This window comes from Rhodococcus sp. IEGM 1406 (assembly GCF_030056745.1).
In the GTDB taxonomy this organism is placed as follows: Bacteria; Actinomycetota; Actinomycetes; order Mycobacteriales; family Mycobacteriaceae; genus Rhodococcus_F; species Rhodococcus_F erythropolis.
In genome coordinates this window covers 1,086,783-1,112,443 of the sequence record NZ_JASHKO010000002.1, presented here as the reverse complement: position 1 = coordinate 1,112,443, position 25,661 = coordinate 1,086,783, and the positions used below count along the sequence as shown (strand labels likewise).

Here is a 25,661-nt window from a genome sequence, read left to right as displayed (position 1 = left end):
GCACTTCACGATCGCAACCATCATGACCTCAATCCTCATGACCTCAACCGGAATCCGCGAGGGGTGGCCGCGAAGCCGGCTTCGACCAGGACGGGAGCAAAATCGTTGCCGTGGATGGTCTCTCCGTCGACCTTCTCCACTACCAATTTGTCGACAGCGCGAGAAGTCACCTTCTGGGCAAGCGACAGTGCTGCCAGGCGCAAAGTTCCGCCGTCGTCGGTGAATGTCAGGATGGTGCGACCGCCTCGCTCGACGAACAGAACCAACTCGCCCTCCACCAGAACCACCAGTGCTCCCGCCTTACGCCCGGGCCGGTGTCCGGGTGACTCTTCGCCCCCCGACGCCGGCCACGGCAGTGCTGCGCCGTATGGATTGGCCGGGTCGCACGCCGCGAGAGTGACTGCAGCCCAGGAGGTGTGGCGCCCCTCGATGGAATCACCGAACGTGCGCAAGCGGTCGACCACGGGAGGCGTCGAGAATTGAGCGCCGCCCAGGGTGTCCACGAAGTATCCGCGTCGAGCGCGTCCGTTGTCCTCGAACGTGCTCAGTACCTTGTAGATCAACGCGAAACCGCCCGGCACGTTCTCGCTCATCACCGATCCGCGGGTGACTACGCCGTACCGTTCGAGCAACAGATCGGCCGTGGCGTGCGCCCGGATGGTCGGGTCCGGTTCGATGGCCGGCAGTTGGAACCACCGACCAGAAGCGGTTGCCGGTCCCGTGCGAGCCGGGGTGGAAGCGCGCGCCATTCCGCGGTACGGACGGGCACGAGGAACACGTCGAGGCGATCGGTGACTTGTGGTGGTTCTGGTGGTGTCCGAGAGAAGTGCGCGCAGCGGTGCGACGGTGTCGTTACCGATGTGTCCGAGCCACACCAACTCCCACAGTGCCGTCGTCACCGCACTGTCGACCGTGTCTGCAGCCGACTCCGTAGTTTGCAACGCGTCGACCAACTGGCGGAAGAAGTAGGCACCGCCGCCGGACAGCAGGTCGAGGATGCGCTTCTGCAACTCCGAGACGTCGGTGTCGGCGGGCGAATTGAGCGTGATCGGTGCCAGGTCGGCGGGGTGCAGCACTACCCACCCGTCTTTGCCGGAGATTGCTCCGGATCCGGACCACAGGACTTCACCCGTCGAGGTGAGTTCGTCCAACATCGCGGGGGAGTAGTCGGCGACTCGGCTCGGCAGGATCAACGACTCGAGAGCGGACGCCGGAATCGGAACGCCGGCAAGTTGATCGACTACCGTTGCAACACCGTCGATTCCGCGCAGCGTGCCGCCCACATGCTGCCAACCGGGAAGGAAACGTCCGAGCGTTGCGGTACTGACCGGCTCGACCTCCTGCCGTGCCGCGGCGAGCGAGCGACGCCGCAAGCGGCGCAGGACTTCGGCGTCGCACCATTCGCTCCCAGTTGCAGACGGTCGGAATTCTCCTTCGAGAACACGCTTTTCGAGCGCGAGCCGACCGAGAACGTCACGCGCGACGGATACTCCGATACCGAAGCGTGCAGCCGCATCCGTGAGAGTGAATGGTCCGTGGGTGCGTGCGTATCGGCTCAGGAGGTCGTCGAGTGGCTGATCGACCGGCTCGATGAACGCGGCCGGAACCCCGATGGGTAGGGGAACGCCGAGTCCATCGCGAAGGCGCGCTGCATCTTCGACGACGGTCCACCAACTCTCGCCCGCATAGGAGACGTGGAGGGCACGTTTGTCTGCGACCAACTTGTCGAGCCACGAGACCGGATCCTCGAGACAGCGTTCCGTGACTTCTTCGGTGGTCAGCGGGCCGAGCATACGGAGGAGGTCGGCGACGCCCTCGAGGTCCTTGGCCTTGCGGTCCGGAGCGAGACGTTGCAGTTCACGTTCTGCCTGCTCGATCACTCCGGCGTCGAGCAGCTCGCGCAGTTCGACGCGGCCGAGGAGTTCGGCCAACAGCGTGGAGTCCAACGACAGTGCGGCGGCGCGTCGCTCGGCCAGGGGGCTGTCGCCCTCGTACATGAACGCGCCGACGTAGTTGAACAGGAGCGCACTCGCGAATGGTGAAGGCGAGGGCGTCTCCACTTCGACTATTCGAATCTGGCGCCGTTCGATCTTGCCGAACAATTCCTTCAGTGCCGGCAGGTCGTAGACGTCCTGCAAGCACTCACGCACGGTCTCGAGCAGGATCGGGAATGTCGGGAACTTGCGGGCGACGTCCAGCAGTTGCGCCGACCGCTGACGTTGCTGCCACAGTGGGGCACGCTTGCCGGGATTGCGGCGTGGGAGAAGCAGTGCGCGGGCGGCACATTCGCGGAATCGGGAGGCGAACAATGCCGAGCCACCCACCTCCTGGGTGACCAGATCTTCGATGTCCTCGACGTCGAAGGTGAACAGTTCGGCGCCGGGAGGTTCGTTCTCGGTGTCGGGGAGACGGATGATGATGCCGTCGTCGGAGGCCGTCGGACTGGAATCGACGCCGTATCGTTCCTGCAAGCGGGCCCCGATGGCGAGGGCCCACGGTGCGTGTACCCGTTGGCCGTACGGGGAATGCAGCACCAGACGCCAATCGCCGAGTTCGTCGCGGAAGCGCTCGACAACCAGCGTTCGATCCGACGGGACCTGCCCGGTGGCATTCTTCTGCTCACCGACGAGTTGGATCAGATTGGTTGTGGCGTTGTGATCGAGCCCGCCCACGCGACAACGCTCGACGACGTCGGCTTCGTTACCCAGCGCGGTCTCTCGAACGAATTGTCCCAACGCCTGTCCGAGTTCGGCGGGGCGACCGAGTCCGTCGCCGTGCCAGAAGGGCAAACGACCGGGCATGCCGTAGGCGGGGCTGACCAGAACCCGATCGAAGGTGATCTCCTCGATCCGCCAACTGGTGGCGCCGAGCGCAAAGACGTCGCCGACCCGGGATTCGTAGACCATTTCTTCGTCGAGTTCGCCGACTCTTGATGCTTTCTCACCGACCATGTAGACCGTGAAGAGGCCGCGGTCGGGGATGGCGCCGCCGGAAGTGACTGCCAAGCGCTGCGAACCCGGGCGGCCCGTCAGAGTGTTGGACTCGCGATCCCAGACCAGGCGCGGACGTAATTCGGCGAACTCGTCCGAGGGGTACCGCCCGGCGAGCAGATCCAGAGTCGACTCGTAGGCCGAACGGGGAAGCGTTGCAAAGGAACCGCTTCGGCGCACCGTCTCGAACCAGTCGTCGACGTCGATCGGTTCCAGAGCGGTGGCCGCAACAGTTTGCTGGGCAAGGATGTCGAGGGGATTGGCGGGAACGGCCATCGCCTCGATCTTGCCTTCGACCATGCGCTCGACGGTCACCGCGCAGTGAATCAGGTCGGTGCGATGTTTGGGGAAGACGACGCCTCGTGAGATCTCGCCGACCTGGTGGCCCGCGCGACCGACACGTTGCAGGCCGCTGGCAACCGAAGGCGGCGCCTCCACCTGGATGACCAAGTCGACGGCGCCCATGTCGATTCCGAGTTCGAGACTGCTGGTGGCGACGACGCATCGCAATCGACCCGATTTGAGGTCGTCTTCGATGAGGGCTCGCTGGTCTTTGCTGACCGATCCGTGGTGGGCGCGAGCAAGGAGGGGTTCTGCGCCGTAGTTGACCTCGGTGGGAGCTCCGATCTGCGCGGGCGGGCGAGGTGTTTTCTCGACGGCCAGACCGATGCGTTCTGCATGAATCTCGTTGAGCCTGGCTGTCAATCGTTCGGCGAGGCGCCGAGAGTTGGCGAACACGATGGACGATCGGTGATCGAGCACGAGGTCGACGATCTGTTCCTCGACGTGGGGCCAGATCGAACCGGCTTGCGGGGTGGGGGATTCGGAACCGTCGGCGGGCGTTGCGATACCCAATTCGGTCATGTCCTCGACGGGGACACGGACCGTGAGGTCGAAGGTCTTGGCGGCAGGCGGTGCCACGATTCGGATCGGTGCCGAACCGGCGAGGAACCGCCCGATCTCCTCGTGAGGACGGACAGTGGCCGACAATCCGATGCGTTGCGCCGGACGCTCGAGCAAGCCGTCCAGACGTTCCAGAGAGAGCGCAAGGTGCGAGCCGCGCTTGGTACCCGCCACCGCGTGAACCTCGTCGACGATCACGGTGTCGACGCCGACCAGTGTTTCCCGGGCAGCGGAGGTGAGCATGAGGAACAACGACTCCGGCGTCGTGATCAGGATGTCCGGAGGACGCTTGATCAACGAGCGCCGGTCGGCCTGGGACGTATCGCCGGAACGGACACCGACGGTGATCTCGGGCGGGGTGAGGCCCAGACGTTTCGCGGTTTGTGTGATGCCGACCAGCGGCGCGCGAAGGTTCCGTTCGACGTCCACGCCCAGCGCTTTGAGTGGCGAAATGTAGAGGACTTTGGTGGCGCGTTCGCCTTCGTCCTTGGCGGCGAGTTGATCGAGGGCCCACAGGAACGCCGACAATGTCTTGCCGGAGCCGGTGGGTGCGACGACAAGTGTGTGAGAGCCACTTGCGATGGATTCCCAGGCACCGAGCTGCGCAGCAGTCGGAGCGCTGAAAGCGCCGCCGAACCACTCGCGTGTGGCGGGCGAGAACCTACCGAGGACGTTGGTCACGACCACCATATTGCCCCTTCCCACCGACAGCGTGTTCGTGCCCGCAGCCGAAGTGCTGAGCATACTATTTGCCCTGTTATAGCGATTCTCTTGTTATCGAGAAGGCGAGTGCCTGATGGAAGCAGTCAAGATTGTCCTCGAGCTGGCGGTAGTGCTCGGGGCGATTGTCATGGGTACCAGATCGAGCGGTGTCGCTCTCGGTCTGTGGGGCGGCGCAGGTGTTGCCGTCCTCGTGTTCGTCTTCGGAGAGGACGTCGGCAGTCCGCCGGTCGACGCTCTCCTCATCGTCCTGTCCGTTGTCCTCGCGTCGTCGATGATGCAGGCGGCCGGTGGTATCGACTGGATGGTCACCATCGCGGCCAAGTTGATCGAATCTCGCCCGAAACAGATCACGCTGATCGCGCCGTTGGTGTCATTCCTGTTCTCGGTCGGTGCCGGTACGTCCAACATCCTCTACCCGCTGCTCCCTGTCATCTACGACGTCTCGTACAAGAACGGTGTGCGGCCGTCACGGCCGCTGTCGCTGTCGGTTGTCTCGACCGGTGTGGCGCTGGCGTGTAGTCCGGTGTCCGCGGCGATGGCGGCGATGGTCACGCTGACCGACGTGCCGCCTTACGATTTCGAACTCATCGACATCATCAAGATCACCTTCCCGGCCGCTGTTGTCGGCATCGTCCTCTCCTCCATCGCGGTCAACAGGCTCGGTAAGGATCTCGACGACGACCCGGACATACAGGCGAAGATGAAGTCGGGCGAATTGGCCGGACCTGGTGCAGCGTCCAAGACCGAACTCGTCTCGACGAAGACCGGACGAAACGCGGCACTGATCTTCCTGGCCGGCGTTCTGGCCATCGTGATCTTCGGCCTGTTCAAGGGAATTCGCCCCGAAGCCGCCGACGGTACCCCGATGGGGATGACACCGATCATCGAAATGCTGATGTTCGTCGTGGGTACGTTGATCCTGCTGGTGTGCCGCCCGAACGTTGCCGACGTGCCCTCGTCGACGGTGTTCCGTGCCGGCATGGTCTCGGCCATCGCGCTGTTCGGTCTGGCATGGCTGACGGACACGTTCATCAGCGCACATTCGGAGCTGATCACGAGCACCGTCGGCGACTGGGTCAACGCCGCGCCATGGATCTTCGCGCTCGGTGTCTTCCTGGTCTGTGTCCTGACGACCAGCCAGTCGACCGCGACGAGGACCATCGTGCCGATCGGTCTCGCTGCCGGGATTGCACCCGGCCTGGTGAGCGGCATGTGGGCCGGAGCCTTTGCCGGTGTCTATCTGTTGCCGACAAACGGTTCACAGATCGCAGCTGCGAACTTCGACCTCTCGGGCAGCACGAAGCTCGGCTCCAAGCTCGTCGACCACTCGTTCTTCCTGCCGACCATCATCTTGGCCGTCACGACGATTGCGGCCGGCGCGGTGTTCGGAGTGGTACTCGGTTGAGTGAAACCGCTGAGTCAGCCTGAGTGATATCGCTGAGTCAGCTGTTGCGGTAGTGGTCCCAGCTCGCCTTGCACGCGTGGGCGAGCTGGTCCACCCGTTCGGCGTCGGGTGTAGGCCAATCGAGGCCGGGTTCCATGATGTATGCGGCCAGTTCGTCTCCCAGTAGGAATTCTCGTTTGAATTCGGCCTGAACCGCACTCAACGTGATCCCGGCTTCGGCGGCGCGGGCGCTCAATTCGGCGAATCTGGCTCCGGCTCGGATGATTTCGAAACTGCCGAGGTACGGCTGATTGAGAGCGACGGCATCTGGATCGTCGACCTGAAATCCCTTGCGATGTGAGACCGCAAGTGTGCGAATGAGCTCCGGATCCATCGTCACGGGATTGTCGCCGCGTCGATTGCCGTGGTGGTCGCCACGATTGGAGAGTGCGACGACGTCGGGGAGTCGATCTGCTTCCGGCCGTTCGACATTGACGGCGCCGTCCCGCCGGGTGGTGTGGTTCATCGTGTCGTGGAACGACAACGTCGTGAACGATCGACCGAGTTCGAAGCTCTTCTCCACCATGGCTTCGATCAGTGCGTCGCGAGTTCTTTCGTAGACACTCAAACCGTGTTCGGCTGTCTCGGTGAAGGTCTCGGCGAGGTTCTTCCAGCCCGCGTCGTCGGTCGGCTCGAGCAACAGGGGGTAGAACGAGAAGGTGACAGGGCGAACTGCGTCGACGCCGGTGAGGTCTGCTTTGTTGCCTGCACCGACCTTGTGGACGCGGGCGAAGGCTTCGCGCAGTGACGCTTCCAGGTTTTCGGGCTTCGCACGGTTGGGATCGCGAATCATGCGAGGGTGCGGATTCTCCACGTACACGATGCGCGAATCTATTTCGGACCAACGGCGCACGATGGGACTGGTGGACATGTCGGTGAAGTCGAATTGCAGCCGCTGTGTGAACTCGGGTGCGAGAAAACGTGAGAGTTCTGCTGGAATCGCGGAACCCGAGTGTGGGCAACTGACAAGAAGGTCGGCTTCGGCGATGGCGTCGTCGAGACTGCGGGAGTCGCGATCGGCATAGAACGTCAGGTCCTCCGGCGTGAACACGGTTCCGGCCGGGATGAGTACTGGTTCTCCACTGGTCATGAGCCCCAGCGTAATCGAGTGCAACCGTGCGGACTCAGTATCCGCTGAGTCGTTCCACGAGAGCTGTCTTGATCTCCGGTCGACCAGCCGCGACAAGAGTGAAGGTGGCTTCTCGCATGAGCCGCTCGGGGGTGTTGCTGCCGACGAGGGCGCGGCTTCCGGTCGCAGTGACGAGCGCGGCCGATGCTCGTATCGCAAGTTCCGATGCGCGGGCGCGTGCGGCCGACATGTCGCCGCCGCCGCGCAGTGCTGCATCGAGATCGGCGCGCGCCCGGGCGGCTTGTTCTTCGAACGCGTCGGCGTCGACTCCCAGATCCGCGAGTTCGGTCACGGCGCGGCGGGTTATGCCCATGGCCATCGCGCCATTGAGCCACAAGCCGGGGAGTTGGGTGCTCTGGAACTGTTCGTCGCTGACGACAGCACAGACGTCGGTATCGGGAATTTCGAAAGCGTCGAACACGATTCGGACGGTGTTGCTCCCGCGCGCCGCGATCAGTGGAAGCTCCTCGATCGTCAGACCCGGGGTCTCGCCCACCGGTACGACGGAATGAACGATGGAATTGTCGAACTCGTCGCGCGCCGACACCAAGAGAACATCGACGATGCCCCAACCGGTGACGAAGGGTGCGATCCCGTCGAGGACGTAGCCGTCGTTCACCCGCTTGGCCCACAGGAGCGGTGGGCGGGGGATGGCGCCGGCATAGGCAACCCCACCGCGAATCGTGCCGGAAACCAGACCGTCCCAGTATTGTTCGCGCAGAGACGTATTGGTACTCGCTGCCAGGGCCCCGACGACGCCGTGATGCTGCATCCAGGTGAACGTCGTCGCGAGGCAACCGCCGCACAAGGTTTCGAGGACCTCGACCAGTTCTTCGCTGCTAGGGCCACCGTCACCGAGGGCGGCGATGCCGTAGAAGCCGTCGGCGGCGAGCGCGTCGAAATGGCTGCTGGGGATTTCTCCGTCGGCGTCGACGCTGTCGGCGACGGGAAACAGAACGGTATCGGCGATCTCACGCGCAAGTTCCGGCCACTTGGTCACGCTGTCAGGGTAAGCCGCGAGCCGGGGTTGTGGTGTGGAACTGCAGCGGTGGCGTATCTAGAAGGACGGCGGTGAACTCACGATGAGGAATCTCGCAACTGCAGCGGTGCGATTGAACCACCGATGCGGGATGGTCGAGGTGTAGAGGAGGGTATCGCCGACATGAAGAACGTGATGCTCGTCCAGCCCGACCTCGACCTCGACAGATCCTTCGAGAACATGAATGAATTCTTCGCCGGCATGCTCGGTGTGCTCACCTGCCTCGGAGTGAGGTGCTGCCGTGATCTCGTTGGGTTCCATGGTCCGTGAACCGGTCGAGCAGAATCGGATCACCGAATCGTGTGCCAGTTCGAAGGTTCGCCCCTCGCCGGCGCGGACGAGGCTGGACGGAGTTCGCTCGCCCTGTGCCAAGAGTGAGTGCGCCGTGGTGCCGAGCGATTGCGCGAGGCGGTGAAGGTTCATGACGCTGGGTACTGCGTGCCCGTTTTCGGTTTGGCTCAGGAATGGCTGCGACAACCCTGACTTCACGGCAACCTCACGCAACGTCAAACCGGCTTCTTTTCTCGCTGTCCGCACGGCTGCCCCGATTGCGGTCGCTATCGCTCTCTGGTCGTCGTCCATGTGCCGAAGATAGCAGTGCTCTGGTGAAAGTTTTGATTACACAGACGAAACAAATTCGACCACGGTAAGAAATTATCGACGTGCTGAATAGTCACGTACACGAAACACTTCCAGCTTCGGACGGAGATCGGCGCATGGCCATCCATCCAGTCGACCAGCGGCTCCCCATTGCCCGCCAGTCTGCTTTTGCTCTTCAGCACGTCCTCATCATGTACACCGGTTGCATCACGGTTCCGCTGGTTTTCGGTGCCGCAGTCGGGCTGGACCGCAGCACGGTCGCGATGCTGATCAGTGCGGACTTGCTCGTTGCAGGCATCATCACGATCATTCAGAGCCTGGGCGTCGGCAAGGTTGCCGGTGTCCGCCTGCCGATCGTCTGCGGTGCGACGTTCGCCGGGCTGACGCCGATGATTCTGATCGCCAAGGAGTACGGCCTGCAGGCCGTGTACGGGTCCATGCTGGTCGGTGGCGTGGTCGGCATAGCGTTGGCCGTTCCGTTCGCCAAAATCGTCCGATACTTCCCACCCCTGGTCACCGGCGTCGTCCTCACAGTCATCGGCATCTCGTTGATCGGTGTCGCGGGAGGACTGATCGTCGGAAACGACCCGACCTCCCCGTCGTTCGCCGATCCGAAGAATCTGGCGCTGGCTGCCGCAGTCGTTGTGGTCGCGGTGGCGTTCATCTGCCTCGGTCGCGGGATGTGGACGCAACTCGGTGTACTGATGGCACTGGTGATCGGTACCGTGATCGCCATCCCGATGGGTCTGATCGATCTGAGTGGCGTCGGCGGCTCGGCCTGGGTGGGCTTCCCGATGCCGTTCCACTTCGGCGCTCCGGAGTTTCCCGTCACCGCCGTGGTGGCGATGAGTATCGTCATGGCAGTCGTCTTCGCAGAATCGACGGCGAGCATGCTGGCGGTCAGCGAGATCACCGGAAAGCCTTTGAAAAAAGCAGATCTCGCACGCGGGCTGGTGGCCGACGGCATGTCGGGAGTTCTGGGCGGAATCTTCAATGCCTTTGTCGACACCGTTTTCTCGCAGAATGTCGGCGCCGTTGCCACGACCCGGGTGTACAGCCGGTACGTGACCGCTACCAGCGGTGCCATTCTGATCGTCCTCGGCCTCATCCCGCGAATGGGTGAAGTAGTTGCAGCCCTGCCTGATCCAGTGGTCGGCGGCGTCGGAATCATCTTGTTCTCCACTGTCGCCGTGGTCGGAATCAACACACTGCGCAAGGTCGATCTCAGCGACCCGATCAACACCACGATCGCCGCCGTATCGGTGGGGATCGGTATTCTGCCGGAATTTGCGGAGGGGATGTTCGAGCGATTCCCCTCCTCGGCTCAGATCCTCCTCGGTAGCGGCATCACCTTGGCTGCGGCCTCTGCCTTTTCACTCAATCTGCTGTTCAATCACACCCGACTCGGTGAACTCGCGAGGCGATCGCGAGAGAGCCTCCACCCCACTGCACAAACTGAACCCGCTACCAGCTCTGCAGGAGACGCCAGTGTCACAGTCCCAGTCTGATCCCTTCGAAGTTCCCGTCATCGACATCTCGCCCTACGTACTCGGTGGTGCCGACCAGGACAAGGCGCGAGTGGCCGCCGAAGTCGACCATGCCTGTCGGACTGTCGGTTTCATCCAGATTCGGGGCCACGGTGTTCCGACCGATGTTTCTTCCGGCCTCGCCGAAGCCATGGACGACTTCTTCGGGCTGCCGATGGAGACGAAAACGGGCTACCGAATCGAGGGCGCGAATCGTGGATACAGCCCGCCCAAGAGCGAGTCGCTGAGCTTGAGCCTCGGCGTCGAATCCGCGACTCGGATGAATGACTTCTTCGAGGCCTTCAACGTCGGAACCGAAGCCAGATCATTCACCGAACTCGAACTGTCGGAGGAGGATTACGGAATCAATCTGTGGCCCGCAGTGCCAGGTTTCACGGAACGAGTGGAGAATTACTACGCCCATGGCGAGCGGGTGGCACGCACACTGACCACTATTTTCGAAGATGCGCTCGGTCTGACCCCAGGATTCTTCGAGTCGATCACCGACCATTCCATCGACGTACTGCGGATGAACAACTACGCATTACCCGAAGGGACGGTGACATTGGACGGTGAGTTGAAGGGTATGGGCGAACATACCGATTTCGGGCTGGTCACCGTGCTGTGGGCGGATCAGGTCGAAGGTTTGCAAGTACTCGGGAGCGACCGACGCTGGCACGATGTCTGGCCGGTCGACGGCGCGCTACTGGTCAATCTCGGGGATCTCACCGCGCGACTGACCAACGACAGGTGGATGTCCACGCTGCACCGAGTTGCGCCTCCGGTGGTGAACGGCACCATCAAGCGTCGGCGATCGGCGGCCTTCTTCCACGACGGAAACGTCGACGCGGTGATTGCGACTCTGCCGAGTTTTCAGGACGACTCCGGCTTGGAGTACGAATCCATTACCGTTCGCGATCACATCAAGGCCAAATTGGCCGGGTCGAGGCAGGGAAAGTCCAACGCCGCCGCAGGTCGTGAGGCGGCTCGGGTACTTTCGGCTGCAGAGCTCGAGATCAAGCAGTGAGTGCACGGAACATCGTCCTCATCCACGGAGCGTGGGCCGGCGGTTGGGTCTGGGATCGTGTGTGTGGCCCCCTGAAATCGGCCGGCTTCAATCCCGTTGTGGTGGAGCTTCCAGGCTCGGGAAGTTGGAACCCCGACGACGTGATCGATCTCGACGCAGTTGCCGAACATGTTGTGGCAGTAGTCGAGTCCCTGGACGGGCAGTGCACCCTCGTCGGTCACTCCGGCGGAGGCATCGTGGCCTCACAGGTGGCTGAGTTACTGCCGTCGCGGGTAGCGGGTCTTGTGTACGTCGCGGGGATGATGCTTCCATCGCAGATGGACTTCGGGATGCTCTGCATCGAAGTCGGTCTGGCAAGTCCGGTCGGGATCTCACGTTGGTTGGTCCCCGTGGACGACGGGAATGCGACGGTGGTTCCGCCCGAAGCCGGTGCCGCTGTGTTCTTCCACGAAGCGCCAGTGGCTGATGCGATCTTCGCCGCGCGCATGCTCGTTCCACAACTGGAGTCGGCCCGCCTGATGGCACCCGTCTGGACGGAAGAACGATTCGGAACCGTCCCGCGTTTGTATGTCGAATGCACGCTCGATCGAACCGTGCCGATCGAAGCTCAGCGTGCCATGCAAAAACTTGTTCCCGGTGCCCAGGTGGTCAGCCTGGACACCGACCACGCCCCGCAGTTGTCGAGGCTCCCGGAGTTGATCGAAGCGATCGCCGATTTTGCCCAGAACGCGTTCAGCCGAACTCGACGCCTTGAGCCAGCGGCAACTGGTCCGAGTAGTTGACGGTATTGGTGGCTCGGCGCATGTAGGCCTTCCATGAATCCGAACCCGATTCGCGTCCGCCGCCCGTCTCCTTCTCGCCGCCGAATGCGCCGCCGATCTCCGCACCGGACGTTCCGATGTTCACGTTCGCGATGCCGCAATCGGAGCCGTCGGCGGCGAGGAAGCGCTCTGCTTCTCGCTGATCGAGTGTGAAGATCGAGGATGAAAGTCCTTGAGGTACACCGTTGTGCAGTGCAATAGCGTCGTCGAAGTCGGTGTAGGTCAAGATATAGAGGATGGGTGCAAATGTTTCCGCCCGTACCACCTCGGTCTGTGCGGGCATACGAACGAGAGCAGGTGTCACGTAGAACCCGGATTCGCCGACGCGATCACCGCCACACACCACGGTTCCGCCGTCGCCGCGCGCGGCCGAGAGGGACTTCTGCATTGCCTCGTACGCGGCTTCGTTGATCAGCGGTCCGACCAGAACACCGGAATCGAAGGGACTACCGACCTGGAGTTGCGCGTACGCGGACGCAATGCGGTCGACGACCTTGTCGGCGATCGACTCGTGAACGATGAGTCGGCGCAGTGAGGTGCAGCGCTGCCCGGCAGTTCCCGCGGCGGAGAAGACAATTCCGCGCACGGCAAGCTCGAGATCCGCCGACGGCGTGACGACCGCGGCGTTGTTCCCACCCAACTCCAGAAGACTTCGTCCGAAGCGCGCGGCGACCCGCGGAGCCACGGCGCGGCCCATCCGCACGGAACCCGTGGCGCTGACCAAGGCCACGAGTGGGTTGTCCACCAGCGCCTCACCGACGTCACGTCCGCCGACGACCAACTGGTGCACGTCGATCGGTGCTTCACAATCCGCGAGCGCACGCCGCAGGAGCGCATGACATGCCAGAGCGGTCAACGGAGTGGTTTCCGAAGGCTTCCAGACGACGGAGTCGCCGCAGACCAGAGCAATGGCGGTATTCCACGACCACACCGCTACCGGAAAGTTGAACGCAGAGATGACCCCGACAACGCCGAGCGGGTGCCACGTTTCCGACAACCGGTGGCCGGGACGTTCGGACGGCATGGTGCGCCCGTAGAGCTGCCTGGAGAGACCGACCGCGAACTCACAGATGTCGATCATCTCCTGTACCTCGCCTAGAGCTTCCGAGGTGACCTTGCCTGCCTCCAGCGTCACGATCTCCGCGAGATCCTCCTTGTGCTCGGTAAGTAGGCTGCCCAGCCGCCGCACCACCGCGCCGCGCGCCGGAGCGGGGACGGTGCGCCAGGTGAGGAACGCTCGATGAGCCGCCTCGACGGCGTCGTCGACCTCTCGGCCGGAGTGCTGCCGGACCGTACGCAGCTCTGTGCCGGTGATCGGCGTGTGCGCGCTCAGATCACCGGCGGGCCACTCGACACCGCAGGCAGCGAGGGCTCTCTCGGCGCGATCGGCGAGGCTCGAAGGATCAGGCAGGTTCACGGGGAGTCCTCTGTGTTTGAAGGCGGAAGTGTTTGTAGGCGGGAGTGGTTGTTGGCGGGAGAAAGCAGGGCACGTGATGCCTCTTGTTGTGCGCGGTACAGCTCGAACGGATCTTCGATGGTGCGGTCGATGGCGCCCTCCAATCGATCCTGCCCGTATTCGGCGCCGGGCGCATCGGAAACGAATCCGGTCACGGAATCGAGATTGGACGCGAAGATCCCGGCCGCGGATGCCGGTAGGAAGTCCTCATAGACGATCGGGTCGCGGACGACAACAGTTCCTTCGTTTCGGTACGTGAAGTACGCCAACCCCGCGTCGTCGAGTCCGTCCTCGGTGTGCGGAAATTCGCTGCCCCATTCGGCATTCTCGGGCCGTGCGATCAGTCGGTCGTAGATCGCACGCCCGCTGGGGGTCAACGCGATTCCGCGTGCCTCCACCTCGCCGAATCTGACGCGGACAGGTTCTGTGGTGACCGATCCGTCCGGCCGCCGAAAACGTCTGTCTTCGGCCAGTGCGCGAAACGACGTCTGCCGCAGAAGCAGTGGCGGTCCATTCCATCTCGGTGGGCCTTGGATGCGGTCGATCATGATGATGCCGCGCTCGGTCATTCGGCGGTACAACTCGTCGATGTCGAGCACTCGCGGGGTGAGGTGGTTGACATGTGTCGAGCCCTGGCCGGCGATGTCTGCGGCGACAGGTGAGATCGCGGCAAGTTCGCGATACCAACCGGCGTCGATGGGATCGGTGCCGAGCCGAAACGCCGAGGTCGCCGCTTCGACGAATTGTGTCGCCTCGGGCTCCGGTAGGCCGAACTCGCGGTTCGCTTGCCGTGCCCACTGCAGAAGTTCTGGAGAGAACAGGGTGCGGCGACGCAGGAACCCGGTGATCCGACGCTCGAGGTCGGTGTCGAAGAACCTGGAATCGGAGCCGGTCAGTACCGAAGTGAAAACACGAAACGGGTTCCGGGCGAGTTCGGCAGGGTCGGTGGGGCGAAACGCCGTCGAGACAACGGGAATGGGGGAGTCGGTGAGCCGGAGGTCGTAGTAGCCGACCGGAAACATACCGAATCCGCCGAAGACGGTGGCTACGTCACGTAGTTCGTCGAGAGTCCCCAGTCTGATGGCGCCGTGACGCTCGGCGCTGACTCTCGCCAGGCTGCCCAGGCGCTCCGCCGAATCCGGATGCTCGGCGGCAAAATCACGGTTCACCTGCATCGTTACATCTACCAAGGTGTTGTAAGCGGGGACCTCGTCGCCATACATCTTGGCGAGGGCCGCTGCGAACCGTGCACGTAGCTCCCAGGTTTCAACCATACGAATGTCCGATTGCGTTAGCCTGCGCAGGTGCGAGAAACAGAAACCAGTGACGCTGCCGGGGTTCCGGTCGACGAAACCGATCGACTTTTGATGCGTGAATTGGTCTTGGACGGCCGTGCCACTCTCGCGAGTCTTGCTGAGAAGGCCGGACTCTCGATCTCTGCAGTCCAGTCGAGAGTGCGTCGATTGGAGTCTCGCAAGGTGATCCGTGGCTACTCGGCGAAGATCGATCCGGAGGCACTCGGTCATAATCTGTCCGCATTTGTCGCCATCACTCCTCTCGATCCTTCGCAGCCCGACGATGCGCCTGCTCGCTTGCGTCATCTACCGGCCGTCGTCTCGTGTCACTCCGTGGCCGGGAGCGAAAGCTACGTCCTCCTGGTCCGGGTGGCGTCACCTCGCGCGTTGGAACGATTGCTGCAGGAGATCCGTACGGCAGCCAACGTCAACACGCGAAGCACCATCATCCTACAAACTTTTTACGACGAATGACGGGTGTTCCGTAACTTTTACGGCCTCCTATCGACACTTTCGTAAAATTGACATAATCTTCGCAGTATGAGTACTGCGATGCGAGACTTCGGTGACAGTGCGCTCTTTCCGGTCTACGACGTGCTGAAGGCCAGCATTCTCGTCGACGGATTCGATCTGATTCTCGATGTGCAAAGGTCGCAAGGTTCGTATCTCCGCGACCTGCGAGACGGCACCGAGTTTCTGGACATGTTCGGTTTCTTCGGCTCTTCCGCCCTGGGGATGAATCACCCTGCGATCGCCGACGACGAGGAATTCCAGCAGGAATTGGCCGTTGTCGCCTCCAACAAGCCGAGTAATTCCGACATCTACACCGAGCCTATGGCGCGCTTCGTTGCGGCTTTCGCTCGGGTCCTGGGGGATTCGGAGCTCCCACACTTGTTCTTCGTGGACGGCGGGGCACTTGCGGTGGAAAATGCGCTCAAGGTTGCCTTCGACTGGAAGAGTCGGTTGAACGAAAGCCGTGGATTGTCAAGCGATCTGGGGGCGAAGGTCCTGCATTTGACCGAGGCCTTCCACGGTCGTAGCGGATACACGATGTCGCTCACCAATACCGAACCGGGCAAGGTCGCGAGATTCCCCAAGTTCGACTGGCCCCGGATCGACTCGCCGTATCTCGCAGACGGTCGCGATGTCGAAGCTGCGGAGAGGCGAGCTCTCGAGCAAGCGCGCCGAGCGTTTTCCGACAACCCCGACGATATAGCCTGTTTCATCGCCGAGCCGATCCAAGGCGAAGGCGGTGACCATCACCTCAGGCCGGAATTCCTGCAGGCGATGCAAGAGCTGTGTCGTGAGAATGACGCCCTCTTCATTCTCGACGAGGTGCAAACGGGATGCGGAATCACCGGAACCGCTTGGGCCTATCAGCAATTGGGATTGCATCCGGATGTGGTGGCCTTCGGTAAGAAAACGCAGGTGTGCGGCATCATGGCCGGCGGTCGAGTGGATGAAGTGCACGACAATGTGTTTCACGTCAGTTCCCGGATCAATTCGACGTGGGGTGGCAACCTCACCGACATGGTGCGCGCCCGGCGGATACTCGAAGTCATCGAGCAGGACCGACTGATCGACCGCGCGCGATTCACGGGTGCGCATCTCCTTGCCCGGTTGACCGAAGTCTGCGGGCGCTACGCGGCGGCGACCGAGCCGCGCGGTCGTGGTCTGATGTGCGCGATTACGTTGGCGGACAGTGACCTTCGTGATCGCGTCGTCCAGCGACTGCGAGAAGACGAGCATGTGATGATACTGCCAACCGGGAAGAGAGGAATCAGATTCCGTCCCGCGCTGACGGTGACCACCGGTGAGTTGGACGACGCGGTCGACGCAGTCGAGCGAGTGCTCGAGCGCGAAGTCTAGGCTCTGGCCTGGAGTTCGCTCCACACTCGATCCGGTGTCATCGGTGTGGAGTACATACGCACTCCACACGCGTTGGCTATCGCGTTTGCCAACGCCGGTGCTACCGGATTGAAGGGGGCCTCACTCATCGATTTTGCGCCGAAAGGCCCGAGTTTGTCGTACGTGTCGGCAAACAGTACTTCGGTGATCGGCAAATCTCCGATCTGTGGAACGTGGTAATTGCGTAGCTGAGGATTGATCACTCGGCCTTCTTCGATGACGATTTCCTCCGACAGTGCAGCGCCGAGGGCCTGTCCCACACCGCCTTCCACCTGCCCTCGCAGTTGTGCCGGGTTCATGACGGTGCCGGCATCGGCGGCCTGAACCGACTGCAGGATCTTCACCCGGCCGGTATCCGTGTCGACGGCAACGCGAAAACCGTGAACGTTGAACGAGACCGAGCGCGGTGTTCCGTCGTGGCGACCGTCAGCGGCGAGCGGGCCACCTTCGAGTAGCGTCGCGAAATCGAGGCAACCGTGGGACGTTTCGACCCCGTCCGGCGAAAGATCGTCGATCTGCGCGCCGCGGCCACTCAATCGCACCGCACGGGTCAGTATTCGCTCGCGAAGGCGCTCGCAGGCGATCAGGAGCGCCTTGCCGGCGACCACCGTTCCCGTCGACCCGAATGCTCCGGTGTCGTATCCGCCTGCATCGGTGTCGGATTGAACAATCGTGATGCGATCGACTGTCGTCCGCAATTCGGTGGCCGCGATCTGTTGGTGAATCGTGGTGGTTCCGTTGCCGAACTCAGCGGTGCCGATGTTCACCACGTACCGACCGTCGGCCTCGAGTGCGACAGTGGTGTCGGAGAAGTGACCACGCGGCGGGATCGTCGCGATCATGGCAATTGCCATGCCCCGGCCGATCTGCCAACGCGACCCTGCCGGTGCAGCCTCCCCGCGTCCGCTCGACAGTGCACTGTCGACGAGGTCGATGCACTGGTCCAGTCCGTAGCTGCCGAATTCGAGATCACCGTCCTCGACGTGCCAGTCGACAAAATCGTCTCCGGGTACGACGACGTTTCGCCGCCGAAACTCGAAGGGGTCCATGCCGAGACGATCAGCGAGCTGATCCATGGCCGACTCGACGGCGAAGATGATCTGGCCGAGCCCGTAACCACGGAAGGCGCCGGACGGAACGTTGTTCGTGTAGACCGCTTCGGCGTCGACGCGTTTGGTTGCAGCGCGATAGACCGCCATGGATTCGGCGCAACCGTGGAACATGACTCCGATCGAATGGTTCCCGTACGCCCCGGCGTCGGAAAGGACGTCGATGGCCAGTGCAGTGAGAGTTCCGTCGGCATCGGCGCCGGCGCGAACCGAAACTCGCATCGGGTGCCGTGACGGTGCGATGGTGAACTGATCGCTGCGGCTGAACTCGTAAGCAACGGGCCTACCCGTTCGCAGGACGGCGAGTGCGACCAGATCTTCGGTGAGTAGTTCCTGCTTCCCGCCGAAGCCTCCACCGACCCGCTTGGCGAACACCCGGATTCGGCTGCGATCGAGATCGAAGATGTGCGCCAATTCGTCCCGAACCAGAAACGGCACCTGTGTGCTGCTTCTGATGACGAGACGGCCGTCGTCGTCGAGCCACCCCACTGCGCCGTGAGTTTCCAAGGCCACGTGCTGGACTCGCGCAGTTTTCCACGTACCTTCGACGACTGCAGTGGCATCCGCGAGCGCACGGTCCAGATCGCCGACACCATCGTGAAGCGCGGCAACCACGTTGCGAGGGACTTCTGCGATCCGCGAGCTCTCGTCTTTGTCGCCGTGCAGAAGCGGAGCGCCGGGGGAACGCGCCAGATCTGGTTCGAATACCGCGTCGAGTACCTCGTAGTCGACTTCGATCAGCGAGAGTGCACGTTCCGCCTGCGTCGGGGTTTCGGCGATGACCGCGGCGACGCGCTGGCCGCGGAAACGGACGGTCCTGTCGAACACCCGCGTGTCGTCCGGATCGTCGTTGCGGTCCTCGTGCCGGGCGGTCGAGAACAGCACGTCCGGACTGTCCTGAAAGGTGAGGACCGCGGCGACGCCCGGCGCCGCTTCCGCTGCTGCCGTGTCTATCCGGGTTATGTGTGCGTGTGCGTGCGGACTGCCGAGTACTGCGACGTGAAGCAGGCCGATCGGCTTCTCACCCGGGGAGAAGTCCATGGTGTACTGCTCGGTCCCCGTGACGATGCGTGCGGACGCCGGGGCTGCGATGGAACGCCCTTGTGCCCCGCCTGTTTTGGCGGTCTCGGTATTGGATGTACCCGCGAGGGCGTCACGAATGGACCGATAACCGGTGCAACGGCACAGGTTACCTTTCATCGAGCACGCGAGATCGGATTTTTGTTCGACCGACAGCGCTGATGCGGTGACTACCATTCCCGCTGTACAGAAACCACATTGGAATCCACCGGCGTCCACGAATGCCTGTTGAATGGGGTGAAGTTTCTCCGGTGTTCCGAGGCCGGCGGCGGTGACGACGTCGCGGCCGCCGAGGCGGTGGGCGGGAAATATGCACGAATGGGTGGGGTGTCCGTCGACCAGAACCGAGCAGGCGCCGCAGTCTCCGGCATCGCACCCCTTCTTGACGGAGTTCGCTCCGTGCTCGCGGAGGAAGGTTCGCAGGCACTGTCCGGGGCGGGGCTGGTCGTCGCGGGGAACTCCGTCCACCGAGTACTTCATTCCAGTTCACCTCGGATTTCTTCGGCGAGAAGGTCAGTCATCGCCTTCCGCCACGGCGCAGTTCCATGGACATCGGTGAAGTAAGCGTCTTCCGGAATCCTGCTGTGCAACGCATCCGCAAGTGCAGCGGCGTCGGGGAGTTCGTCGAATTTCAGAGCGTACGGACGGCGGGTCGCGGCGGTGATCGCCAGTGTGAAACCGTCGGCACCGCAGCGTCCGGCAACGGCTACGGCCGATCGCCCGAGTGACGTCTGTGCCAGTTTTCGCATCGCGGTACGTGCGGTCAGTGCATGCACGGGAATCCGGATACTGCGGATGATCTCGCCGGGGCCGAGCACGTTGCGAGAATCGTCGATGACGAAATCGACTACGGGGACTGAGTATTCGGTACCGTCCGGACGCCAGATCGTCAGTTCGGCATCGAGAGCGGTGCACAGAGTCGTCATCGCTCCGGCCGGGAAGGAGAGCGCGATGTTGCCGCCGACGGTCGCGTATCGCAACACCTTCCATGATGCGAGCAGTGCGTCAGCGCAGTGTTGGAACAGCGCTGCGGCGGACCATGTGGTGGGAAGATCGGCGCGGCACAGTTCCTCGATGGTGCAGGTGGCCGCGATTTCGAGACCGAGATCGCCGACCGCGACAGCTTTCCAGTCGAAGCCCGCAAGGTCGACAAGAGTGGTCAGGTGCGGCTGCGGTTCCGAGTACAGCCAGGTGCCGCCGCCGATGAACCCGATACCGGGTGAGGCACAGGGGAGCTCGGCGCGGGTCCGCGGCACCAGAACTTCGTCGACGCTGTGCAGATCCATCGCTGCCTCAAGCCTTTCCGAGTAGGTCGCGGTGTGCGCGTGCGACATCCGAGGCCACGACGTCCTCGTCGACGGTGGTGACTCGTCCGTCGGCAACTACGATTCGCCCGTTGACGAGTAGTAACTTCAGCGGGGGCGTCGAGCCGAGTACGAGCGCCGCCACCGGATCGGTGATGCCGGCATGCGCGACGGTGTCGAGTTTCCACACCGCCAGGTCGGCAAGTTTTCCGACCTCGATCGATCCGATTTCGCCCTCGCGGCCCAGAACTCGTGCGCCGCCGATCGTTCCCAATTCCAAGGCTTTTCGCACCGTCATCGTCTGCGGTCCGCCCTTGGCGCGAGCAAACAGAAGCGCATGACGAGACTCCTCGATCAGACTGCATGCTTCGTTGCTCGCCGCGCCGTCCACGCCGAGCCCCACGGTGACCCCGCCCTTCACCAGATCGGCGGCACGGGCGATACCGGCCCCCAGCCGCGCATTGGAGGTCGGACAGTGCGCCGCGGCAGTTCCGGTTCGCGCCATCGTCTCGATACCGGCGTCGTCGAGATGGACTGCGTGTGCGTACCAGACGTCCGGGCCCACCCAGCCGACGCGTTCCATGTATTCGACCGGCGTGCAACCGAAAAGCTCTCGGCAGAAGCTTTCCTCGTCCAGGGTCTCGGCGAGATGCGTGTGCATTCGCACGCCGTTTTCGCGGGCCAGCGTCGCGGACTCTCGGAGCAGTGACTCCGTCACCGAGAAGGGTGAGCAGGGAGCTACCGCGATCTGCAGCATCGACCCCGCATTCGGATCGTGCCAGCGGTCGATCACCGACTGCGTGCCGGTCAGGATGTCGTCGAGTCTTTCCACGACGTGATCCGGTGGCAGTCCGCCGGAACTCTGACCGAGGTCCATCGACCCACGACACGGGTGGAATCGAAGGCCAACCTGCGCAGCGGCGGTGATCTCGGCTTCGAAAACGTCGCCGGCGTCACGGGGAACGACGTAGTGGTGGTCGGTGGTGGTCGTACATCCGGTTTTTGCCAACCAGGTGAGTCCGCCGGTGGCCGCCACGTGGACGGCGTCGGCGTCGATACCCGCCCAGACGGGGTACAGCGTGGTCAGCCACTCGAAGAGCGTCGAGTCTGCTGCCAGGCCACGGGTGATCCATTGGTAGAGATGATGATGTGTGTTCACCAGACCGGGCGTGATCAGGCAACCGTTGCCGTCGATCACGTGCGCATTGGGGTACACGGGAGCCTTTCCGGCCCCCACGTCGACAATCTTGTTGCCCGAGATCACGACGTAGCCGTCGGGATGCTCGGAACGCTCGCTGTCCATCGTGACCACATGGGCATTGGCGACGACGAGAGTGGTCCCGAGGGCCGGGTCGGTCACGACAACCAGCCTGAATAGGGTGTCCACGACGGCCCCGCGTCTGGTGCGTCGGATCGGCTGACCGCAGCTTGGATCAACCCGTACGGACGATCGGCGGCGTGGAACACCTCGTTGTCGTTCTCGACTCCGAAGCGGCCGAGTGCATATTCGAAATGATGCTTGTTGGGTGCCGACAGTCGAACCTCGGCAATGATCGGAAACTCTTCGAGAATTGCCTTGCCGATGTGGAAGAGCGTCTGCTGCAAGGCAAGTGAATGCACCTGCGCGAACTGTTTGACGATTTGTGCCTTGATACCCACGTAGACCGATTCCCAGTCGACGTCGGTGGTGACGAATCGCCACTGGGCGACCAACGTCGTCGCCATGACGCGGTCGTCTGTCGGCTCGAGGATCGTGTACGGATCTTCGAGGAAACCCGAGAACTCACTACCGGTCGATTTGAGGATCACCAGGTCCTTCAAACCGCCGATCACCCACGTCCCGGCATCGGCTGTCCCAGTATCGGAGATTGTGATCGACGCCGTCCGAACTTCCTGACCCTTCCGAATCCAGGTGTAGTCGTGTTCGCTGCCGTCGACAAGCGCACGCTCCCAGGCGTATTCCTCGATCTCGATCCGCGCGCCACTGACCGGTTCGATGTCGTCGACGAAATGACGGGCGAGTTCGAGTCCGTACGTCTCGATCGAGATCAGACCCTTTTCCTTGGCGTAGGAGTAGGCCGTTTGTTTCTGCGTGTCGGTCGGCAGAACCTTCGATTGATCACCGGTGAGGTATGCGTCGGCGAAATCTCCACGCAGGCAGGTGGAGACGTTGATGTCGTGAATTTCGTGACGGGGGGTGTCTCGATAGATTCGGACTACTCGATTTTCCGCTTTGCCGTACTGGTGACCCGATAGTTCGATCGATCCGCTCAACCGTTCGGTGTTCGTACTGCCGGTTGTGATGTTGCCGGTCGTGATGTTTTCGGTAGTCACGTGTTCAGCTCCCGCGATAGGTGGAATAAGCAAAGGGCGACAGCAACAGTGGGACGTGATAGCCCCGTGCCGTGTCGTCCACCCGGAAGGTCACTGTCACTTCCGGGTAGAAGTTTTCTTGTCCGTTGGTCTCGAAATACGTTCCGGTGTCGAAAGTCAGGGTGTAGTGACCGGCGGTCAGGCCACCGGGAGCAAGTTCGGGGATGCGGCCGTCGGAGTCGGTCTCCGCAGTGGTGACGGAGGCGCCGTCTCGATCACGAAGTTCGACGCGAATCCCCGCCGCGGGGTTGCCAGTCGTCGCGTCGAGAACGTGCGTGCTGAGGGTCTTGCTCATGCTGTGCCTCCGGCGAGTGCATCGATCAGACGGGCGAGTCTGATCCGATTGATGGCGGCCAATTCGGTTCGAAGCACGGAACGCTCGGTCGCCGGGTCGTTTCGGAGACGACCTCGAAGGATGTCGAGGAGCTCCGTTCCAGATTTCCCCGACGCGCAGACCAGGTAAACATGGCCGAATGTCTCTTCGTACTCGGCGTTCTTCCGTCGAAGTTCCGCGAGTACGTCTTCTGTCGCCGACGAGACTCCCGACTGTTCACGGGTAGAGGCCGCGCTCTCGCTTCGCTCACCGATTCGTGGGTGGCCGGAGAGAGCGTCGTCGATCTCGGACTCGGGAAGCTCGGCCAGCACCGCATCTGCTTTGCCGAACAGAGCTTCCAGATCGGCGAACGGGCGAGACGAGGCGATTTCCTGTGCCCACACGGCGGAATGGCAACACTCGAGCAGCGCCGCGACTGCCTGGTGGTCACCGAGCGCATCGAAGGCTCCGAGACCACTGGAATTCGTTGTAGGCATGTCCACAGGATTACTTGAGCATGTTACGGATCTGTAGCGCAGCAATTACGGGAGATGATGTGTCTCGATCTTATTTCTCCGGCCGCCCTATTCCGGTGACAGATACATTCTTAGGTATGACCGATACTCCGAAGCTGTCTTCCGTCGTACCGTCCCTGGCGAACCTCCGAGACATCGGTGGCCCCGAATCGAGCTTCGGTGGCACCGTCCGCACCGGGAGTGTGTTTCGTTCCACCGATCTGGCATCGCTCAGTGCGGAGGGCGCACAGACCCTCGCCGATCTGGGCATCGTCACGATCTACGATCTGCGCACCGAGTCCGAACGCGAGACGGCGCCGGATCTGACGCCGGACGGAATCCGAGAACTCGGCCTGGACGTATTGGCGGACAAGCAGTATCGCGCCATTCCGGCTCAGATGCAGCAGATGATCGCCGACCCGGCGTTTGCTGCCGAAGCGTTGGGTAGCGGCCAGGCGCTCGAGTACTTTCAGGGAAGTTACCGCGATTTCGTGACCTTGCCGAGTGCGGTCGCGTCGTACCGGCAACTGTTCGTCGACTTGGCGCAGCCGCCCAGCTCGCCGGCACTCATTCACTGCACCACGGGCAAGGACCGCACGGGCTGGGCCGCAGCCGCGCTACTGCTGTTCCTGGGTGCCTCCGAGGACGCGGTCTTCGCGGACTACCTCGAAACCAACAAGGTTCTGTTGCCGATGTTCGCGCCGCTCCTCGAGCGATTCGAGGCCAAGGGTATCGATCCGACCCTGCTCGAAGGTGTCCTCGGTGTCAGGCGCGAGTACCTGCAGGCGTCGATGGCAGAGCTTGCGCAGGTCCACGGATCGATCGAGGCCTACTTCACCGACGGCCTGAAGATCGACGCGTCGACCCAGGAACAATTGCGGAGCAACCTGCTCAGCTGATCAGGACCTGCTCGGCTCGTCGTCGCGGGCCGTTCGACGACGCATCACGAGGCTGACGATACCGATCCCGATGGCGATGCCGAGCAGGTCGGCGGTGCCGTCCCAGATCGAACCGGAACGCGAAATGGGCAGCGCTGCTTGAAGAACCTCGGACGTCGCAGCAAAAATCACGAGCCACACCGCGGTGATCCACGCCGGGATCCGGGCGTGCAACGAGGTGATCGCCAGCACCGCGAACATCAACGTGTGAGTGATCTTGTCGGTGTTCTCCGGGCTCGACGGGACGGTGGAGCCCGGGGAGAAGAGCATGATCAGGGCAATGACCACGGCGATCGCCAGCGGCCAGTATCGGTTGTTCTTCAATTCGTCTGCCCCTCGACGACGACGAGTCCGAGTGCACCTTCGGCGAATCTGGTGACGGCGTCGGCGGCTGTCGTGAGCGCCTCGGTGTGCCCGTCGCGGGCCCAGCCGGTCAGCAGGGCGGTGGAGTCGAGAGGCGTCAGAACGACCTCGGCGAGAAGCTCACCGGTGTTGGGCTGGCACACGGCCCAGGAGTAGACGGTGTTTTCGTGCCACTGAGCGCTCCGCTGACTCACGTAATCGGGGTCGGTGATACCGCCGTCGGCAAGGGCAGGGCGGTCGTCCACACGCTCGTCTGCGCGCAGTGCTCGCAGATACCATCCGCCTGCGTTGATCTCGATCGGCTCCATCAGTCGGAGCCCCGCTCGCGGCGACGCTTGGCTTTGCGTTCCCTGTCGGTACCGAACAGCAGTGCACCGGCGAGGGGAATCGCGAGGAACCACAACCAGGTGCCGGTGACGAAGAACAGGATCACCGCGAGAATCGGGATGACGGCCATGACGCGTCCGGACCAGTCGGGGTTGAATCGTCGCTCCGCCGGTGCGGCGGGAGGTGTCACCATCGACAGGGGAGCGGTGCCTGGAGCTTGATAGTTGCCCGGTAGATCGGCGAACACCGGAACGAGTTCACTGCGAGTTGTTGCGGCACTGACGATTCCGCTTCTCTCGTCGAACTCCGTGACGGTGAGGCGGCCTGCGGCGAAGTGCTCGCTCAGGAGATCGAGTGCCTGCTCGCGTTCTGCAGTGCCGATGCGAATGTCGGGGACGTCAGCCATCGTTACAGCCTACTCAAACGACTGTGCGCCTTTCCGGTAGTGGGGACTACCGGAAAGGCGCACGGGGCCGGA

Annotated in this window: 22 protein-coding genes; 7 read left to right on the top strand and 15 right to left on the bottom strand. The window is 62.7% G+C overall.

The window, feature by feature from the left end:
* Nucleotides 1–35 precede the first annotated feature (35 nt).
* Nucleotides 36–4,583, bottom strand: coding sequence for an ATP-dependent helicase (locus tag QM596_RS14555; protein WP_283309237.1), 4,548 nt, complete (start codon nucleotides 4,581–4,583; stop codon nucleotides 36–38).
* Nucleotides 4,584–4,689: 106 nt separating this feature from the next.
* Between QM596_RS14555 and QM596_RS14550 the strand changes: the two genes are divergently transcribed.
* Nucleotides 4,690–6,021 carry an anaerobic C4-dicarboxylate transporter family protein gene (locus QM596_RS14550; protein WP_019747724.1) on the top strand — a complete coding sequence of 444 codons (1,332 nt, stop codon included), beginning with the start codon at nucleotides 4,690–4,692 and terminating at the stop codon, nucleotides 6,019–6,021.
* 37 nt (nucleotides 6,022–6,058) lie between these two features.
* Here the strand turns inward: QM596_RS14550 and QM596_RS14545 are convergent, their stop codons facing one another.
* From QM596_RS14545 to QM596_RS14535, 3 genes are read right to left on the bottom strand one after another with little or no spacing between them, the layout of a single operon-like run.
* A complete protein-coding gene (locus tag QM596_RS14545) occupies nucleotides 6,059–7,150 on the bottom strand; it encodes an N-formylglutamate amidohydrolase (protein ID WP_283309236.1) in 1,092 nt (363 codons plus the stop codon).
* A gap of 34 nt (nucleotides 7,151–7,184) precedes the next feature.
* Nucleotides 7,185–8,189: an acyl-CoA dehydrogenase family protein gene (locus tag QM596_RS14540; RefSeq protein WP_283309235.1), complete on the bottom strand. Its 1,005-nt coding sequence runs from the start codon at nucleotides 8,187–8,189 to the stop codon at nucleotides 7,185–7,187.
* 57 nt (nucleotides 8,190–8,246) lie between these two features.
* Nucleotides 8,247–8,810 (bottom strand): helix-turn-helix domain-containing protein, encoded by a 564-nt coding sequence (locus tag QM596_RS14535; RefSeq protein ID WP_003940980.1) that lies wholly within the window; start codon nucleotides 8,808–8,810, stop codon nucleotides 8,247–8,249.
* A gap of 134 nt (nucleotides 8,811–8,944) precedes the next feature.
* Between QM596_RS14535 and QM596_RS14530 the strand changes: the two genes are divergently transcribed.
* Genes QM596_RS14530 through QM596_RS14520 form a run of 3 tightly spaced genes read left to right on the top strand, consistent with a single transcriptional unit; the run spans nucleotide 8,945 to nucleotide 12,163 of the window.
* Nucleotides 8,945–10,336 (top strand): uracil-xanthine permease family protein, encoded by a 1,392-nt coding sequence (locus QM596_RS14530; RefSeq protein ID WP_092763725.1) that lies wholly within the window; start codon nucleotides 8,945–8,947, stop codon nucleotides 10,334–10,336.
* A complete protein-coding gene (locus tag QM596_RS14525) occupies nucleotides 10,317–11,381 on the top strand; it encodes an isopenicillin N synthase family dioxygenase (protein ID WP_283309234.1) in 1,065 nt (354 codons plus the stop codon). The genes QM596_RS14530 and QM596_RS14525 overlap by 20 nt, the downstream gene beginning before the upstream one ends.
* A complete protein-coding gene (locus tag QM596_RS14520) occupies nucleotides 11,378–12,163 on the top strand; it encodes an alpha/beta fold hydrolase (RefSeq protein ID WP_019747729.1) in 786 nt (261 codons plus the stop codon). The genes QM596_RS14525 and QM596_RS14520 overlap by 4 nt, the downstream gene beginning before the upstream one ends.
* Here the strand turns inward: QM596_RS14520 and amaB are convergent.
* A complete protein-coding gene (gene amaB / locus QM596_RS14515; RefSeq protein WP_283309233.1) occupies nucleotides 12,114–13,619 on the bottom strand; it encodes an L-piperidine-6-carboxylate dehydrogenase in 1,506 nt (501 codons plus the stop codon). The two genes, QM596_RS14520 and amaB, sit on opposite strands and share 50 nt — an antisense overlap.
* Nucleotides 13,616–14,932: a 2-oxoadipate dioxygenase/decarboxylase gene (gene hglS, locus QM596_RS14510; protein ID WP_020907064.1), complete on the bottom strand. Its 1,317-nt coding sequence runs from the start codon at nucleotides 14,930–14,932 to the stop codon at nucleotides 13,616–13,618. Before hglS ends, amaB begins: the two co-directional genes overlap by 4 nt.
* Before the next feature lie 30 nt (nucleotides 14,933–14,962).
* Here hglS and QM596_RS14505 point away from each other — a divergent pair, with 30 nt between their 5' ends.
* Nucleotides 14,963–15,427 carry an Lrp/AsnC family transcriptional regulator gene (locus QM596_RS14505; protein WP_019747732.1) on the top strand — a complete coding sequence of 155 codons (465 nt, stop codon included), beginning with the start codon at nucleotides 14,963–14,965 and terminating at the stop codon, nucleotides 15,425–15,427.
* A gap of 66 nt (nucleotides 15,428–15,493) precedes the next feature.
* Nucleotides 15,494–16,822, top strand: a complete 1,329-nt coding sequence (gene lat, locus QM596_RS14500) for an L-lysine 6-transaminase (RefSeq protein ID WP_021332541.1) — start codon at nucleotides 15,494–15,496, stop codon at nucleotides 16,820–16,822.
* Here the strand turns inward: lat and QM596_RS14495 are convergent.
* The 6 genes from QM596_RS14495 to uraD form a co-directional block, all read right to left on the bottom strand.
* Entirely contained in the window at nucleotides 16,819–19,530 is a 2,712-nt protein-coding gene (locus QM596_RS14495; RefSeq protein WP_283309232.1) for a molybdopterin-dependent oxidoreductase, read from the bottom strand. The genes lat and QM596_RS14495 overlap by 4 nt on opposite strands.
* A complete protein-coding gene (locus QM596_RS14490; RefSeq protein ID WP_141487468.1) occupies nucleotides 19,527–20,336 on the bottom strand; it encodes an FAD binding domain-containing protein in 810 nt (269 codons plus the stop codon). The genes QM596_RS14495 and QM596_RS14490 overlap by 4 nt, the downstream gene beginning before the upstream one ends.
* Before the next feature lie 7 nt (nucleotides 20,337–20,343).
* Entirely contained in the window at nucleotides 20,344–21,657 is a 1,314-nt protein-coding gene (locus QM596_RS14485; RefSeq protein WP_243617268.1) for an 8-oxoguanine deaminase, read from the bottom strand.
* A 53-nt stretch (nucleotides 21,658–21,710) separates the two neighbouring features.
* Nucleotides 21,711–22,628, bottom strand: a complete 918-nt coding sequence (gene pucL, locus QM596_RS14480) for a factor-independent urate hydroxylase (RefSeq protein WP_283309338.1) — start codon at nucleotides 22,626–22,628, stop codon at nucleotides 21,711–21,713.
* Nucleotides 22,629–22,692: 64 nt separating this feature from the next.
* On the bottom strand, nucleotides 22,693–23,022 hold the full coding sequence (gene uraH, locus QM596_RS14475; RefSeq protein WP_007727227.1) for a hydroxyisourate hydrolase: 330 nt from the start codon (nucleotides 23,020–23,022) through the stop codon (nucleotides 22,693–22,695).
* Nucleotides 23,019–23,537: a 2-oxo-4-hydroxy-4-carboxy-5-ureidoimidazoline decarboxylase gene (gene uraD / locus QM596_RS14470; RefSeq protein ID WP_283309231.1), complete on the bottom strand. Its 519-nt coding sequence runs from the start codon at nucleotides 23,535–23,537 to the stop codon at nucleotides 23,019–23,021. The genes uraH and uraD overlap by 4 nt, the downstream gene beginning before the upstream one ends.
* A gap of 116 nt (nucleotides 23,538–23,653) precedes the next feature.
* Between uraD and QM596_RS14465 the strand changes: the two genes are divergently transcribed.
* Complete coding sequence (locus QM596_RS14465; protein ID WP_047890256.1) at nucleotides 23,654–24,454, top strand: tyrosine-protein phosphatase; 801 nt, start codon at nucleotides 23,654–23,656, stop codon at nucleotides 24,452–24,454.
* Here the strand turns inward: QM596_RS14465 and QM596_RS14460 are convergent, their stop codons facing one another.
* From QM596_RS14460 to QM596_RS14450, 3 genes are read right to left on the bottom strand one after another with little or no spacing between them, the layout of a single operon-like run.
* Nucleotides 24,455–24,817 carry a VanZ family protein gene (locus tag QM596_RS14460; protein ID WP_019747741.1) on the bottom strand — a complete coding sequence of 121 codons (363 nt, stop codon included), beginning with the start codon at nucleotides 24,815–24,817 and terminating at the stop codon, nucleotides 24,455–24,457.
* On the bottom strand, nucleotides 24,814–25,164 hold the full coding sequence (locus QM596_RS14455) for a hypothetical protein (protein ID WP_133728436.1): 351 nt from the start codon (nucleotides 25,162–25,164) through the stop codon (nucleotides 24,814–24,816). Before QM596_RS14455 ends, QM596_RS14460 begins: the two co-directional genes overlap by 4 nt.
* Nucleotides 25,164–25,589 (bottom strand): DUF1707 SHOCT-like domain-containing protein, encoded by a 426-nt coding sequence (locus QM596_RS14450; protein ID WP_029255031.1) that lies wholly within the window; start codon nucleotides 25,587–25,589, stop codon nucleotides 25,164–25,166. Before QM596_RS14450 ends, QM596_RS14455 begins: the two co-directional genes overlap by 1 nt.
* Nucleotides 25,590–25,661: the final 72 nt, after the last annotated feature.